This window comes from Rhizomicrobium sp., from assembly GCA_037200045.1.
Taxonomy (GTDB): domain Bacteria; phylum Pseudomonadota; class Alphaproteobacteria; order Micropepsales; family Micropepsaceae; genus Rhizomicrobium.
Genome location: JBBCHM010000001.1, coordinates 2,512,921 through 2,529,240, shown reverse-complemented (window position 1 = coordinate 2,529,240; position 16,320 = coordinate 2,512,921). Strand labels below are relative to the sequence as shown.

Sequence of the window (16,320 nt, the reverse complement as noted above, 5' to 3'; positions counted from 1 at the left end):
GGGCCCGATGGCGGCGCATTCGGTGCTGACGATCAACCTGCGCGACGACGATCCGGAGGGGCCGACCAAGAAGGCGGAGCAGCGGGTGATCGCGTTCTTCAGGGAGAGGACGGGGCCGGCTGATCAAAATTTCCGTGTCATCCCGGTCAAGCGAGCGAAGCGAGCGCGAGCCGGGACCCATCGCGCCGCCTGTATGATGGGTCCCGGGTCTCGCCGCGCTCGCCCGGGATGACAGGTTTGCGTGGATACCCTCTCCCGCGCGCTGCGTTAAACTCCGGCTATGGCCCGCTACGAAGACCTCTTGCGACCTACTCCCGCCGGGCTCTATTGCCCGCCCGGCGATTTCTATGTCGATCCGACCCGCCCGGTGGATCGCGCCGTCATCACGCACGGCCATGCCGATCATGCCCGCGCCGGCCACGGCAAAGTGCTGGCGACGCGCGAGACCCTCGCCATCATGGAAGCGCGCTATGGCGAGGACTTTGCCGCCACGACCCAGCCGCTCGCCCGGCGCGACACCGTCGAACAGAACGGCGTGACCGTGAGCCTGGTGCCCGCCGGGCATGTGCTCGGCTCGGCGCAGGCGGTGCTGCGCTGGAAGGGGACGACCATGGTGGTCTCCGGCGACTACAAGCGCCGCCGCGATCCGACCTGCCCCGCCTTCGAGCCGGTCAAATGCGACGTGTTCATCTCGGAGGCCACCTTCGGCCTGCCGGTCTTCCGCCATCCGCCGGATACCGACGAAATCGCCAAGCTACTAAAATCCGTGGCGCAGTTTCCCGAGCGCACCCATCTCGTCGGCGCCTATGCGCTGGGCAAGGCGCAGCGCCTGATCTGCCTGTTGCGCGAAGCGGGTTACGACAAGACGATCTACGTTCACGGCGCGCTGGAGAAGATCAACGCACTCTATGAATCCTTCGGCGTCGATCTCGGGCCGCTGGCGCCGGCCACCGCGGGCAAAAAGCAGAATTTCGCCGGCGCCATCGTCGTCGCGCCGCCATCGGCGACGCAGGACCGCTGGTCGCGGCGCTTCGCCGATCCGGTCGTGTGCTTCGCCTCGGGCTGGATGCGGGTGCGCGCCCGCGCGCGGCAGGGCGGCGTCGAGTTGCCGCTGATCCTCTCCGATCATGCCGACTGGGACGAACTCACGCAGACCGCGGCCGAACTTGCGCCCGACGAGCTCTGGATCACCCATGGCGCCGAGGAAGCGCTGCTGCGCTGGGCCGAACTGAACAACCGCACGGCCCGCGCCCTGTCGCTGATGGGTTACGACGACGACGAAGGCGAGGACTGATGCGCGCCTTCGCCCGCCTGCTAGACAGTCTCGCCTTCACGCCGTCGCGCAACACCAAGCTGACCTTGGTGCGCGACTATCTGAAGAGCGCGCCCGATCCGGAACGCGGCTGGGCGCTGGCGGCGCTGACCGGCGTGCTCGCCTTCGATGCCGCCAAGCCCGCCTTCATCCGCAAAGCGGTGGAAGCGCGTGTCGATCCGGAGCTTTTCGCCCTCTCCTACGATTTCGTCGGCGATCTCGCCGAAACCGTGGCGCTGATCTGGCCGGCCCAGCCCGGCGCCAACCGCGAGCCCGAACTGCCAGAGGTGGTCGATGCGCTGCGCAGCGCCGGCCGCGCCGAGGTGCAGCGCCTGCTCGAAGGCTGGCTCGACGCCCTCGATGCCGACGGCCGCTGGGCCTTGCTGAAGCTTTTGACCGGCGGGTTGCGCGTCGGCGTGTCGGCGCGGCTGGCCAAGCAGGCGCTTGCCGATCTGGGCGGCATCGACGTCGCCGGGATCGAGGAGGTCTGGCACAGCCAGCGTCCGCCCTATGAAGACCTTTTCGCGTGGCTGGAAAAACGCAGCGACAAACCCTCGCCCGATGCGCCGGCGCGGTTCCGCCCGGTGATGCTGGCGCAGGCGATCGATGAGGCCACCGATTTCGCGAAATACGACGCCAAGGACTATGCGGCGGAATGGAAATGGGACGGCATCCGCGTCCAGGCCGCCAGCGAGCGCGGCGAGAAGCGGCTCTATTCGCGCACCGGCGACGACATCGGCCATGCCTTCCCCGACGTGATGGCGGCGCTCAACTTCGAAGGCGTGATCGACGGCGAATTGCTGGTCATGCGCGACGGCCGCATCGACAGTTTCGGCGATCTGCAGCAGCGGCTGAACCGCAAGAACCCCGACGCCAAGACCATCGCGAAATTCCCCGCCGGCATCCGCGCCTACGACCTGTTGCTCGACGGCGCGGAAGATCTGCGCGCCCTGCTCTTCGCCGAACGGCGGAGGCGCCTCGAAGCCTTCGTCGCGCGGCACAAATCCGCCCGCATCGATCTTTCGCCGCTGCAGCTCTTCGAGAGCTGGGAGGAACTGGCAAGGCTGCGCGCCGTTCCGCCGCCGGGCGATCCCAAGATCGCCGAAGGGCTGATGCTCAAGCGCTGGGATTCGATCTACGAGGCCGGGCGGCCGAAAGGCCCATGGTTCAAATGGAAACGCGATCCGCACCTGATCGACGCCGTCCTGATGTACGCCCAGCGCGGCCACGGCAAGCGGTCGAGCTTCTATTCCGACTATACTTTCGGGGTGTGGCGCGAAGATTCGAACGGGACGCGCGCGCTCACGCCGGTCGGCAAGGCCTATTTCGGCTTCACCGACGAAGAACTGAAGCAAATCGACAAATTCGTCCGCGACAACACCGTGGAGCGCTTCGGCCCGGTCCGCAGCGTGCGCGCCGACGAGGATTTCGGCCTGGTGCTGGAAGTCGCGTTCGAGGGATTGCAACGCTCGACGCGTCACAAATCCGGCGTCGCCATGCGCTTTCCGCGGATCAACCGCATTCGCTGGGACAAACCCGCGCGCGACGCGGACGAATTGCCGACGCTGGAGAAAATGCTCGAGAGCTAGATTTCGTTGCCTACTTTCTTTTCCCGCACGCCTTGCCAGGTTCGCGCATTAGGCGTCTGGTGCGCCCGAGAGGGCTTCCCCATACAAAAGGACATACCATGAAGACGAATTTCATCGTGGCCGGCGTGCTGGCCGCAGCGTTTGCAATTTTCGCTCCCGTCGCGGCCGTTGCCGCGCCGCAGGATTTCGAGCTGACCAACAGCACGGGCTATGAGATCAAGAGCGTGTTCATCGGCGAGCACAGCAGCGACAGCTGGGGCGATGACGTCCTGGGCCAGGACACGCTGGCGGACGGCGCCGCCGTGAAGATTCACTTTCCGGGCGGCCGCGGCGAGAGCTGCGATTGGGACCTGAAGGTGATCTATACCGTCGACGGCACGTCGGCGGAATGGACCGACGGATTCGACCTCTGCACGATCACCTCGATCGACATCAAGTGGGATGGCCACACGACGTCGGCCACCTACCAGTAAGACTGCGCGACCGACTTTGGAAAGACCGGGCCCAGCGCCCGGTCTTTCTTTTTGCGGCTACACGATCCCGAGCTCGCGCTTCGCGAATTCGAGCGCGCTCCTGTAGTCCGCCTTGCCGTTCGACGCGCGCAGCGGCACGCCCGCGACCAGCACGCGCTTGGGCGTCTTGTAGCCGGCAAGACGCTCGCGCACATGGAGGCGGATGCCCTCCTCGTCGATCTCGCCGCTCGCCACCACCACCGCCGTCACCGCCTGGCCCCATTTGTCGTCCGGCACGCCGACCACCAGCGCGTCCTCGACCGAAGGATGCAGCTTCAGCGCCTCCTCGACCTCTTCGGGATAGACCTTCTCGCCCGCCGTGTTGATGCACACGCTGCCGCGGCCGAGCAGCGTCAGCGTGCCGTCCTTCTCCACCACGCACCAATCGCCCGGCATCGAATAGCGCACGCCATCAATGGTCTTGAAGGTCTCCGCCGTCTTCTTCGCGTCCTTGTAGTAGCCGAGCGGAATCGGCTGCGGCATGGCGATGATGCCCGGCACGCCGGAGCCCGGCTCGACCGGACGGTCGTCCGCGTCGAACACCTTGCAGCGGTCGCCGATCTGGAATTTCGCCGTCGCCACTTCGCCGGCCGCCGTCATCATCGAGGTGCCGAAACCCACCGCCTCCGACGAGCCGAAACTGTCGACCATGATCGCCTGTGGCATATGGGCGAGCAGCGCCTTCTTGACCTCCCGCGACCACATCACGCCGGAGGAGATGATGTTCACGACGCTCGACGTATCGTAGCGCCCGGGCGCTTCGTCGAGCGCCGCCAGCATCGGCTTGGCGAAGGCGTCGCCGACGATGACCAGCGTCATCGCCTTGTTCTTCTGCACCGCCTCCCACAATTCACGCGCGTCGAGCGAGTGGTGCGTCAGCGTGATGATGCAGCCGCCCGCCAGCATGGTGCTGAGGGCCGTCAGCAGTCCCGTGCCGTGCATCAAGGGACAGGCCGGCAGCAGCCGGTTGCCCGGGCCCGTCAGCCGGATCGCGGCGACGACCTGTTCGAGGTTCTCCGGCACCGGCCCCAGCTTGCGCAGCGCGATCAGCGAGGTCTCGCGCAGATCGTCATGCGCCCAGATCACGCCCTTGGGCATGCCGGTGGTGCCGCCGGTGTAGATGAAGAACTCGTCCTGCGGCGAGCGCGCGATCTTCAAGGGCGAGCCGTCGCCCTCGGTGGCGAGCGTCTCGAAATCGACCGCGAAGTCCGCCGCCGTGCCGCCATCCGTCGCCTCGACGAAGGTCCGCACCTTGGTCAGGCGCGGGCGGATCTGCGCGATGACGTCGCGGAACTCCGAACCGTAGACCACCGTCTGCGCATCCGAATTGTCGAAGATGTAGAACACCTCGTCCGGCTTGTAGCGGTAGTTGACGTTCACATGCGTCAGCCGCGCCTTGAACGACGCGGCCAGCGTCTCGCAATATTCCGGCCGGTTGCGCATGTAGAACGCGACCTTGTCCCTTGGGCGGGCGCCGCGCGCGATCAGCGCCCGCGCCAGATTGTTGGTCCGTCTGGAGGTCTCGCCCCAGGTGATGCGGCGGTTGCCGTGCACGAAGGCCGGCGCCTCGGGCGGCAGCACCGGTTCGATGGCGTCCAGGATGTCGCCGAAATTCCACGCCATGTCGCGCTCCCTGTGTGACGCTGCGGAAGCATCGTCCGCATGCTGTTTTCGCCACTCTAATAAGTGTCGGCGCGGCGAACAACGCGATTGCGCGGCGGCGCGCGATGCCAGCACAATCCCGGAAAATTCGGGAGAACACGATGGCGCTGCCAACAGGATTCAAGCTGCGGCTGGAGCCGCGGGACGAATACACCCACACGCCCGACGCGGCGTCCAATTATAACGAAAGCATGTATTTCAACGTATTCGACCCGGACGCCAAGATCGGCGGCTGGTTCCGGCTCGGCAACCGTCCGAACGAGGGCCAGGCCGAGATGTCCGTTTGTCTCTATCTGCCGGACGGCCGCGTGGCGTTCATGTACGGCAAGCCGGAGATCGCCGACAACAAGGCGATGACGGCCGGCGGCATGACGATCGACGTGCTCGAACCATTCAAGCATCTGCGCTTGACCTATGAGGGCAACGCCGTGGTGCTGGCGCGGCCCTTCGACATGGCCGAGCCGTCGAAGGCGTTCCGCGACAACCCGACGGTCGCCTGCAAGGTGGCGCTCGACTACGAGGGCGTATCGCCGATGTTCGGCGGCGAGGCGGTGCGCGAAGACGGCAAGCCGGTGCAGATCGATCCCGAAAAGTCGTTCGCCAAGGCGCATTACGAGCAGCACATGGCGGCGAAGGGCTCGTTCCAGATCGGCGACGAGACCTTCGCGGTGAACGGCTTCGGCCTGCGCGACAAGAGCTGGGGCCCGCGCTATTGGCAGGCGATCCACTGGTATCGCTGGTGTCCGATGAATTTCGGCCGCGATTTCGGGATGATGCTCTCCATCGTCGCCGGCACGGAGGGCAAGCCCCGCGAAGGCGGCATGGTGTTCAGGGACGGCAAATACGACCTCATCACCGAATGCAGCATCGACAGCGACTGGGACGAGAACTGGTACCAGACCGCGCTGCGCGCCAGGGTGAAGACCGAGTCCGGCGCGTCCTACGACGTCAACGGCAAGGTCTTGTCGCTGATCCCGCTGCGCAACCGGCGCAAGACGCCCGACGGCGCGGAACTCAACACCCGCATCACCGAGGGGATGACCGAATATACCTGCAACGGGATGACCGGTTACGGCCTGTCGGAATATCTCGACCAGATCGTGGACGGAAAGCCGACGGGGCTTTTGTAATGAACATCGACCTGTGGAATCCCGACAGTTTCGCCGCCGGCCACCCGCATGCGCAATACGACTGGCTGCGCGCCAACGATCCGGTGCATTTCCAGGCGGAGCCGGACGGCCCCGGCTATTGGGCGGTGACGCGCTATCGCGACGTATATGACGTCGACCGCGATTTTCAGGCCTTCTCGTCCGAGCCGACGGTCATGATCGAGGATCCGCCGGACGCCAACGCCTTCGGCCCCTACAAGATGATGCTGATGATGGACCCGCCGCAGCACACGGCGTTCCGCCGCCTCATCCGTCAGGAATTCACCCAGCCGGTCTCGGCGGACCGCACGCCGCGCATGCGGCAGCTCGCGCGCCAGATCGTCGACGAAGTGATCGCACGCGGCGAATGCGATTTCGTCAGCCAGGTGGCGGGCGAGATGCCGTCCTATGTCATCGCCGAGCTGATGGGCCTGCCGCTGGACGATGGGCGCGAGCTCTACAAGCTGACCGAGGCGATCCACACCTCCGCCGGCGGTTCGCCGTCGCAGGAGGGCGCGCTCGCGGTGTTCAAGATGTTCGAATATGGCCGCAAGGTGATCGACGAAAAGCGCGCGCGGCCGAAGGACGACCTCGCGACCAAGCTGCTGCACGCCGAAGTCGAGGGCCGCAAGCTCGACGACATCGAGTTCCTGCTGTTCTTCATCCTCCTGATCGACGCCGGCGGCGACACCACGCGCAACCTGTTGTCGGCGGGCATGCTGGCGCTGCTAGAGCATCCCGAGCAGCACGCCTGGCTGATGGCCGACCTGCCCGGCCGCCTGCATCTGGCGCGCGAGGAATTGCTGCGCTGGACCAGCCCGGTGATCTATATGCGCCGCCGCGCCACGCGGGATGTCGAACTCGCCGGGCACAGACTGCGCGAAGGCGACAAGGTCGTGATGTATTTCGGCGCCGCCAACCGCGACCCGGAGAAGTTCGCGCACGCCGACAGGCTCGACCTGGCGCGCACGCCGAACGAGCATATCGCCTTCGGCACCGGGCCGCATGGCTGCCTCGGCCAGCACATCGCGCGCATCGAGATCGACGCGATGCTGACCGAAGTGCTGACGCGGATGAAGGATTTCCGCCTGGCCGCGCCGCCGACCTGGCTGCCGTCGAATTTCATCTCCGGCCCGCAGACAATGCCGGTGACCTTCGCTCCGGCGCGGCGGTCGGCGTGACGGTTTCGCTGCACTATGTTGCGTTCCGATCGCTCCACGAGGCGCCACTGACGATCGCGGCACGACTGGGGGTGCCGGCGGACGGGCGCGACAGGCATCCCGCCGTGATCCTGCTGCACGGCTCGGCCGGTCCGTCGGGGCGCGAAGGCGGCTATGCCGATGTCTTGAACGAGGCGGGGTTCGTCACGCTGGAACCGGACCAGTGGTCGGCCCGCAATCTGGCCGGCGGCGCCGAGGGGCGGCCGAAGACCGTCGTCGAGACCTTGCCCGATGTCTACGGCGCCCGCGCCTTTCTCGCGGCCCATCCGGCGGTCGACGCATCGCCCATCGGGCTTGCCGGATTTTCTTTCGGCGGGGTCGCGACCATGCTGGCGGCGACACGGCGGCACAATCCGGACGACGCCTTCCGCGCCTTCATGCCGGTCTATCCCGCGACCTGGGCCTGGAACCGGATGCCGAATTTCGCGTTCGGCGATCTTGTCGATGCGCCGATGCTCCTGATCACCGGCGCGCTGGACCAGTACGACAACGACCCGGAGGTCTCCGCCAAGCTGGTGGCCGGCCTGGCGCCCGCCGATGCGGCAAGGATCACGCTGAAGGTCCTGCCGGATAGCCATCACGGCTTCGACATGCCGGGCGCCGACATGGAAGTGACCGATCCCTTCGGCAATCAGGGCAAGGGCGGCAAGGTCGTCATGCGCCACAATCCGGAGACCACGCGCGAGGCGCACCGGCTGGCCGTCGAATTCTTCTCCACCGCGCTGAAATAGGAAGCCTCGGTCGACGAGAGCGCCCCTTGGCGGCCGCGGTAGACCAAGGATACGCTGGCGGTTCGGGACGATCTCTGTACGCAGCATATTGGCCATTGGCGCGAGAGGGTTCGCGCCGGCGTTGAAGGCTCCTAACCGAAAGCGGCACGTATATGAAACTCGCATCCTTCCACGCCGATGGCGGCGAACGTATCGGCGCCGTCGTCGGCGACGGCATCGTCGAACTGACCGATCTCGCGCCCGACATGATCGCCCTCATCGCCAACTGGCCCACGCTCAAGGACAAGATCGCGCGCCGCGTGAAGGAGGAGCCGCCACACTATGTCGTCAAGGACGTGCATCTGCGCGCGCCGGTGCCCAGGCCGCAGAAGGTGATGGCCATCGGCCTCAACTATGCCGACCACATCCGGGAGAGCGGCGCGCAGACGCCGGAGCGCCAGATCTGGTTCGCCAAGCTCGGCCATGCGGTGAACGGGCCGAACGATCCGATCCAGGTGCCCAAGGTGTCGTCAGCGGTCGACTGGGAAGCCGAACTGGTCTTCGTCATCGGCAAACGCTGCCGGCATGTGACGAAGGAAGAGGCGCCGGGCGTGATCTTCGGCTATGCCTGCGGCAACGATGTCAGCGTGCGCGACTGGCAATTCCACACGGCCCAATGGCTGGTGGGAAAGTCGTTCGACACCCATGCGCCGATCGGGCCGTGGATCGTCACCGCCGACGAGATCGGCGATCCGCATGCGCTCGGCATACGCTGCCTCGTCAATGGCGAGATCAAGCAGAACTCCAACACCAGCAACCTCGTGTTCGACTGCTTCGACCAGATCGCCTATCTGAGCCAGGCGATGACGCTGGAGCCGGGCGACATGGTGTTCACCGGCACGCCGGGCGGCGTCGGCCAGTCGATGAAGCCGCCGCAATTCCTCAAGGCCGGCGACACGGTGCGCATCGAGATCGACAAGATCGGCGCGATCGAAGCGAAGATGATCCCCGAACCTTAAGGCGGCCCGGCGCGATATTCTCGCGTCACTTGCGCTTCGCCGGCTTGCCGTGATCGGGGATGCCCAGGAAGCCGAGCGCCATACGCGACAGCGAGTCGATCGCCACCTCGTCGTCGAGCGGCGGGCTGTCGTTGAGGAGACGATGGACGATCGAGCCGTCCACCGAGCGCAGTACGAAGATGCAGTCCTGCACGAGACCTTCGCGGCCGCCTTCGCCGCGCGCGGCGAGGAATTCGGCGAGCAGCTCGCCCTGGCGCTGCGTTCCGGCGCGCATGCGCGGCCAGTAGTCGGCGCCGGCGCCGGCGAGCGTGCGCTGGAACAGCGCGCGAAAGAAGCCGTGATTGCGCCGCATGATATGGGCGGTGTTGCCGATCAGCGTGCGGATCATCGCGCTGGTCGGCTGGTCCTGCCATTCCGGCATGGCGAAGAACCGCGCGCCGTTCTCCAGGTTGCGCTCGGTGAAGCGCTGGTGCAGCGCCTTGAAGAAGGCCTCCTTGTCGCGGAAGCGGCGGTAGAAGCTGCCGACCGAGCAGTCGGCGGCCTGGGCGATGTCGCTCACATGGGCGGCATCGTAGCCCAGCCTGGCGAAGACGCGCTCGCCCGCCTGCAGCAGGCGGTCGCGGGCGTTGCGGCTGCGCGCCTGGTTGGCCGGCAGGACGCCGTCGATGTCTTCGAGCGAATCCAAGATTGCCCCATCTTTCCTCTGAATTTGCTAGACCAAATCGCCATCGCGCGCCAGTGAGAGACCTTTCAGTAGCGCAGCGCCCGCCGGGCGACCGGCCCGTCATGCGTCAGCGCGATATGCGTCAGCACCTGCTCGTCATGGTTCATGCGCCAGGAAAGAAGCTTCTGCGCGTATTCGAGAACGATGGGCAGATAGGCCGGATCGTTCGCGCGGTCGATATATTCGCCCGGGTCTTTTTCGAGGTCGAACAGCAAGGGCGGCAGCTTGGTGAAGTGGACGTATTTGTAGCGCGCGTCGCGGATGACGTTCATCGTGCACTGATGCAGCGTCAGCGCGAGCTTCTTTTCGGCGCCGTCGTCGGCCGGATCGCGGAAATCGTATTCCCAATGCGCTTCGCCGCGCCAATTGGCCGGCGCGCCGCGGCCTTCGAGAAACGGCGCGAGCGAGAGGCCGTCGCATTGCAGCGGGATGTCCGCGCCGATGGCTTCGAGCATCGTCGGCATGATGTCGACGTTCTCGGTGAAGCGGCGGACGATCGTGCCGCGGCCCTTGTCGGCGCCGGGCCGGGGATCGCGCACGATCAGCGGAATGCGATAGGACGCATCGAAATAGCCGCATTTGCCGAGCAGCCAGTGATCGCCCATCTGCTCGCCATGGTCGGAGGTGAAGACGATCAGCGTGTCGTCCCAGCGGCCCGTTTGCTTGAGAAAGTCGAAGACCCGCCCAAGCGCCGCGTCCACTTCGCTCATCAGGCCGTAATAGACCGCCTTCATGCGCCGCAGCTTGCGGTCGTCGGCGCCGGCGCGGAAGGGACGGCGCGAAAGCTGATAGGCCAGCCAGGGATGCTGCGCCGCCTCCGCCTCGGGCGTGGCGAGGCGCGCGAAGCCGGGGACCGAGGCCGGATCGTACATCGCGTTGTAAGGCCGCGGCGCCACGAAGGGCGGGTGCGGCCGCAAGATCGAGAGATGGGCGATGAACGGTCCCCTGGCGTCGCGGATGTAGTCGATGCAGCGATCGACCAGGAAGTTGGTGTCGTCGTCGGCCGCCGGATAGGCCAGGGGCTTGGGAACGGCCGCTCCGTCTTCGTAGTCCGGGCCTTCGGCGCGATGCGAATAGGCGCCGGCGATGGGGTCGGGGACTTCGTATCCCCTCGCCTTCAGCCAGTCGGTCCAGGGGTAAGGCGTCTCGCCCATCAGGACGATCGGCCTTATGCCCGGCAGCGGCCCCTCATAGGTCCGCAGCCAGGGATCGTCGTCCTCCAGCTCGCGCGGGTCCAGGCTGGTGTCGGTGTAGCCGAACAGGACCGGATCGTAGCCGATGGCGGCGGCCTCCTTGGCCCAGTTGGTGTGGCGGGCGTCGAGCGGCGTGCCGTTGGTGCCGGAGCGGTGGTTCTGCAGATACATCCCGGTGTGCAGCGAGGCGCGCGACGGCCCGCAAGGCACCGCGTTGGCGAAATGATTCGCGAACAGGACGCTCTCGCGCGCCAGGGCGTCGAGATGAGGCGTGCGAACCATCGGATGGCCCAGCGCGGAGAGGCATTCGCCGCGCCACTGGTCGGCGGTTATGAAAAGCACATTCAGGGGCTTGGCCATGCCGCGCGGGCTCCGTCCGAAGGACGAGATTGCCTTGGCAATCCGGCCGGTTAAAGAGTGCTGCCCAATTGAACCGCAAAAGTCCGGGGGGGGGGGGACCACCAATCGCCGCCAATGCCCTCCCGCTGCTCTGGGGACGAACGGAGATTTGCCGAGGGCGGGGAGAACATCCCCCAGCCCTGCCCGAGGAGGAGCGCAGGCCGGGGGATTTCGCCGCCCGGACGTTCCTGGGTAGAACGCGATCGGGCGGGTGTCTCAGTACTGCGGCCGCGGGATTTTGCGCAGGCGCAGCAAGGCTAATTCATTGATTAGTGAATATCTCACCGAGACGGGGCGGTCAATCGCAATTCATCGGACGATGAGTTCGCCTCACGCGTCGGTTTGACGCTTGGCGCAGCGAAAAGGGGCGCCGGAAACCGGCGCCCCTCTTTTGCTTCTTCGTCGGCCGAACCTACCAGCTGGCGCCGACCGAGATGCCCACCACGCGCGGGTCCTCGGCGAAGACGTTGGTGTAGAGCGCCGATGTCGGATCGGTCAGATACTCGCCGGTCGGGTTGCGCTTGTCGAAGATGTTGGTCGCGAAGACACGCGCGTACCAGGCGCTGTCCGGCGCATTGAGCTGGACCTGGCCGTTCAACGTATCCCAGGCCGCGATGTAGTCCGAGCCCGGATCGTTGTTCACGCGCGCTTCCATGCTCGACTGCCAGTAGTAGTCGAGGCGCGGAACGAGCGTGTAGTCGTCGAGATGGATGGTGTACTGGCCACCGATGCCGACCTGGCCATTGGGGACCTGCGGCAGGCGGTTGCCATGCACGTTCGTGGCAATGCCGTTGCCGTTGCGCGCGCCAGCGATCGGCGCCCCGGTGGTTCCGTTCTGATCTTGGGAATACTGGAAACCATAGGCTTCGAGCAACGGCTCGAGCGCCGGGTTGCAAACGCCGTAATTGACCAGCGGCACGCCGAAGGGCGCGTCGATGGCCGCGTTGCCGCCATTGGGGAGGTAGAAGTTCGGCACGTGGAAGGCGCTCGACTCGCCCGGCGTATGGCCGGCCGTCACCGGGCTTCTCGGCTGCACGACGCACAGCGAGCCGTTGGTCATATCCTTGATCAGGATCGAGTTGGCCTGGCCCGCCGTCGGGTTGCGCTGATCGATCAGATAGGCGTTGCCGGCCTGCGATTGCGTCAGGCTGAGCGTCAGGTTGAAGGCGAGGTCGTCGTCCGGCTGCCACACGAGCTCGCTCTCCAGGCCGTAGAGATGGGCCGGGATGTTGAGCGTGAGCGCCTGGCGGTTGGAGATGATGCCGACCTGATAGTTCTCGTAATTGTAGTACCAGACATCGAGATTGGCCTGCAGCGTACCGTCGAGCAGGGTGTTCTTGGTGCCGACTTCCACGGCATCCACCGTGGCCGGCTGGTAGATGAGCGGCACGACCAGCGAGCCGACCGCGTTGTTCTTGTTGACGCCGCCGGCGAGTTCGCCGCGCGACAGGGTCGCGTAGAACTGGGTCTGGTCGGACCACGAGGTCTGCGGCGACCACTGAACGGTCGCGCGCCCGGTCCATTTGTCGGTGACGTTGTTCTGCTTGCCGTTGACGTCGGTCGGCAGGCGGAAAATGCCGGGGTAGCCGACGCAGCCGGGCGCCGCGAGACCGCCATTGGCCGCGCAGGTCGGCGTGCCGACGAGGGCGAACCCGTTCGTCAGCAGCAGGCCGCCCCAGACCGACGCGAGCGGTGCGCCGGGAGCCGTCGACAGCGGCGCGCCCTGGATCGGCGTGGTCAGCGCGCTGGTGCGGTCGTCGTTATAACGCGCGCCGGCGATGATCTTGAGGTCGTCGGTGATCTCATAGGTGGCTTCGAGGAAGGCCGAACGCGACTGCGTGGCGTCGCGGCGCGATTCGCTGTCGAAGGTGGTGTTGGCCTGCATGAGCGGCAGATCGACACCCGGGCCGCCCGCACCGGTGCCGGCGAAGGCGCCGATGACCATCGATTCCCAGTCCAGGCCGTTCGAGGCGACCCAGTATTGGCTGCGGCCGTCGAACGACATGAAGAACGCGCCGGCCGAGAAATTCAGCGGACCTTCGAAGGCGGTTTGGAAGCGGACTTCGCCGGTCCATTCGCGCGAACCGGAATTGTCCTCGTCATAGCTCGCCAGATACGGCGTGCGGGTCAGAATGCCATGCGCCTGATCGATGCTGCCGGCATAGGAGCCGAACTTGCCGTTGTAGAAGGTGTTCGAGATCGGCAGCGCGCCGGGCACGGAGAAATAGGCGTCGTAGGCGCCGGTCGCGTTGGTGCCATTGATCGCGCCGGCGTGCGGAACCGGCGTGTTGTCGCCGAACAGGACCTTGAAGCCGGCGACGGCGGGACCGATCAGGGCGCTGACATTCTCGGGCGTCGCGTCGGTATAGTTCTGCTGGGTGAACTGATAGCTGGACGAATAGCCGGCATCGACCGTCGCCTTCAGCCAGCTGGTGACCGTCTGCGCCCAGTTGAGCTGGAACGTGCTGGTCGAGCCCTTGAACTTCGGGTTGAAGGGCGTGTCGGAGGTAAGCAGATCCGGCGACACCACGCCGCCCGCGCCCGAGCCCACGCCGTTCACCACCTGCGGGTTCATCGTGAAGGTGCCCGCCGGATAGGGGGGCGACGGCAGCGGCGCCGCCGAGGAGTAGGGATTGGGGAACAGCGCGGTGCCGAGGAAACTGCGGCCGACCACCGGGCCGGCCGGATCGCCCGAACCGCCATTGCCGGCGAGTTGGAACAGGCCCAACGAATTGCCCAGCGCCTGCGCCTGCGCGAAGGGCAGGCCCAGGGAAAGATTGAGCAGGGCGGCGACGCCCTGCTTGGAACCGAGCGTGGTTGCGAGGGTCGAGAGATTGTTGATGGGCTGGAAACCAAGAGCGTCGGGCAAGCAGCCGAGCACGCCCGACGGGTCGCGATGGCATTCCTGCTTGTCGCCGCGGACGCGGTTGTCGTTCTCGTAGCCGACCTCGCCGACGAGGTCGATCGTGGTGTCGTCGCTCGGTTCCCAGCGGATCGAGACGCGGCCCGAGGCGGTGCCCTGGCCGTTGATGTTCTTGTCGACCGGGCCGCCCGGATAGATCTGCGGCCCGGCGTATTCGTTCTTTTCGTAGCCGTTGTGGAAGACGCCCAGGCCGGCGATGCGAACGCCGAGCTCGTTGTCGATCAACGGCACGTTGACCATGAACTCCGGCTTCATCGTGTTGTAGGTGCCGTAGTCGAACGAGGCGCGGGCCTGGAAGTCGGTCAGGTTGGGCTTCGACGTGATGATGTTCACCGCGCCGCCGGTCGCCGCGCGACCGTAGGAGGTCGACTGCGGGCCGCGCGCGACTTCGACGCGATCGACGTCGAAATACTGACCGTTCACCAGCGAGGGGGCTTCCTGGTAGACGTCGTTGATGTTCTGCGCGATGGCGGCGCCGAGGCCGAACTGGGTGGTGATGCCGCGGATCTGGAATTGCGCGCCGCCGAAATTCGACTTGGTGTAGGTCACGCTCGGCACGTGGAACTGAAGATCGCGGAAGCTGTTGACCTGCTTCGACTTGAGGTCGGTGCCCGTGAGCGCGGTGACGGCGAGCGGAACGGTCTGAATATCTTCCGCCTTGCGTTCGGCGGTGACGACCACGGTTTCGATCTGCGCGAAGGCCGGCGCCGTGAACGCGGTGGTGACGAGCAGCGCGGCGGCAAATTTTGCAGAATAGGTTTTGATGGACACGCGAGTAGACTCCCCTGCGGTTCGCATAAATCGCGACGCTTATTTCATTGATCGATGAGTGATGACCGCGGGACATTTTGTTGTCAAAGAATTTTCATCGGGCATTGAATTATGTTTCGGCTGTGTGGCGGAGGGGCCACTTCCGAGAATGTATTTGTTGCGGTGCAGCGCAATAGTTTCCGGACTTCGCTGCAGTGCAGCGCAAGAGTTTCCGTCGCGTTACTGCGATGCGCCCGATTTTTTGTCAGAAATTTATGGCGCGAACGTCGCGAACGTTCTTTGGGCGCGCGGCGAATTGTGTAAGCCTCGCGACAACGACAACAACAGTAATCGTTCCTTTTGGGGGGCAACGATTATGCAGGGAGTAGCGCCTGTTGCGGGGCGTAGAGAGCGGGATCGCGCGGCACGCAAAGGCCGCCGTCCATTTCGTCGCGCGCTTCTGGACGACAAATCGTCCAAGCGGACGCAGAGAAGCATGGCCACCAGCGAGCGGATCCTGGATGCGGCCGAGGAGCTTTTTGCGCGGCACGGAATCTATGGCGTGACGATGCGCGAGATCGCGGAGCTCGCCAATGTCGACACCGCGTTGCTGCACTACTACTTCGAGTGCAAGCGCGGCGTGTTCGACGCGGTCTTCGCGCGGCGCTGCGACGTGCTGAACTCCGAACGCATGCTGGAGATGGACCGCTATGAGGCCGAGGCCGGCGACGCGGTCACGGTCGAAGGCATCATCGCGGCCTATCTGCGCCCGATGTTCAGCCTGAACCGGCAGAGCGGCCAGGGCTGGCGCAATTTCTGCGCCTTCGTCACCCATCTGGATTCCACCGAGCTGGCCGACATCTTCGCCAAGAAATTCGATCCCGTGCTGCGGCGCCTGATCGCGCTTCTGCACCGCGCTCTTCCCGAGGCCGACGAGGCCGATCTGTTCTGGAGTTATCACATGTTCGCCGGATCGCTGATGCTGGTGAACGCGGCCAACAAGTCGATCGAGAACCTGTCGGGCGGGCTGTGCCGGGCGGACGATTTCGAGGCGATCGAGCCGCGCCTCGTGCGCTATGGCGCCGAAGGCTTCCGCGCGGTCTGTGGCGCGCGCTGCAGGGCGGCGCGGGCGGCGGAATAGCCCTGCGATCCTCGTCTA

Annotated in this window: 12 protein-coding genes; 8 read left to right on the top strand and 4 right to left on the bottom strand. The window is 65.6% G+C overall.

All coding sequences use genetic code 11. The features are described from left to right. The first annotated feature begins 280 nt into the window (after positions 1-280). From WDM86_12220 to WDM86_12210, 3 genes are all read left to right on the top strand, one after another. Complete coding sequence (locus WDM86_12220; GenBank protein ID MEI9990795.1) at positions 281-1,294, top strand: ligase-associated DNA damage response exonuclease; 1,014 nt, start codon at positions 281-283, stop codon at positions 1,292-1,294. Further along, positions 1,294-2,901, top strand: a complete 1,608-nt coding sequence (locus tag WDM86_12215) for a cisplatin damage response ATP-dependent DNA ligase (protein MEI9990794.1) — start codon at positions 1,294-1,296, stop codon at positions 2,899-2,901. Before WDM86_12220 ends, WDM86_12215 begins: the two co-directional genes overlap by 1 nt. A gap of 98 nt (positions 2,902-2,999) precedes the next feature. Then, on the top strand, positions 3,000-3,374 hold the full coding sequence (locus WDM86_12210; GenBank protein ID MEI9990793.1) for a hypothetical protein: 375 nt from the start codon (positions 3,000-3,002) through the stop codon (positions 3,372-3,374). Positions 3,375-3,431: 57 nt separating this feature from the next. Here WDM86_12210 and WDM86_12205 read toward each other — a convergent pair whose 3' ends face one another. Then, on the bottom strand, positions 3,432-5,036 hold the full coding sequence (locus WDM86_12205; GenBank protein ID MEI9990792.1) for an acyl-CoA synthetase: 1,605 nt from the start codon (positions 5,034-5,036) through the stop codon (positions 3,432-3,434). 140 nt (positions 5,037-5,176) lie between these two features. Between WDM86_12205 and WDM86_12200 the strand changes: the two genes are divergently transcribed. From WDM86_12200 to WDM86_12185, 4 genes are all read left to right on the top strand, one after another. Further along, complete coding sequence (locus tag WDM86_12200; GenBank protein MEI9990791.1) at positions 5,177-6,205, top strand: hypothetical protein; 1,029 nt, start codon at positions 5,177-5,179, stop codon at positions 6,203-6,205. Further along, positions 6,205-7,404: a cytochrome P450 gene (locus tag WDM86_12195; GenBank protein MEI9990790.1), complete on the top strand. Its 1,200-nt coding sequence runs from the start codon at positions 6,205-6,207 to the stop codon at positions 7,402-7,404. The genes WDM86_12200 and WDM86_12195 overlap by 1 nt, the downstream gene beginning before the upstream one ends. Next, entirely contained in the window at positions 7,401-8,174 is a 774-nt protein-coding gene (locus WDM86_12190; GenBank protein MEI9990789.1) for a dienelactone hydrolase family protein, read from the top strand. The genes WDM86_12195 and WDM86_12190 overlap by 4 nt, the downstream gene beginning before the upstream one ends. Before the next feature lie 152 nt (positions 8,175-8,326). Further along, entirely contained in the window at positions 8,327-9,172 is an 846-nt protein-coding gene (locus WDM86_12185) for a fumarylacetoacetate hydrolase family protein (GenBank protein MEI9990788.1), read from the top strand. A 25-nt stretch (positions 9,173-9,197) separates the two neighbouring features. Here the strand turns inward: WDM86_12185 and WDM86_12180 are convergent, their stop codons facing one another. From WDM86_12180 to WDM86_12170, 3 genes are all read right to left on the bottom strand, one after another. Beyond that, positions 9,198-9,857, bottom strand: coding sequence for a TetR/AcrR family transcriptional regulator (locus WDM86_12180; protein MEI9990787.1), 660 nt, complete (start codon positions 9,855-9,857; stop codon positions 9,198-9,200). Positions 9,858-9,922: 65 nt separating this feature from the next. Then, entirely contained in the window at positions 9,923-11,449 is a 1,527-nt protein-coding gene (locus WDM86_12175; protein ID MEI9990786.1) for an alkaline phosphatase family protein, read from the bottom strand. 451 nt (positions 11,450-11,900) lie between these two features. After that, on the bottom strand, positions 11,901-15,182 hold the full coding sequence (locus tag WDM86_12170; GenBank protein MEI9990785.1) for a TonB-dependent receptor: 3,282 nt from the start codon (positions 15,180-15,182) through the stop codon (positions 11,901-11,903). A 475-nt stretch (positions 15,183-15,657) separates the two neighbouring features. Between WDM86_12170 and WDM86_12165 the strand changes: the two genes are divergently transcribed. Further along, positions 15,658-16,302: a TetR/AcrR family transcriptional regulator gene (locus WDM86_12165; protein ID MEI9990784.1), complete on the top strand. Its 645-nt coding sequence runs from the start codon at positions 15,658-15,660 to the stop codon at positions 16,300-16,302. Positions 16,303-16,320: the final 18 nt, after the last annotated feature.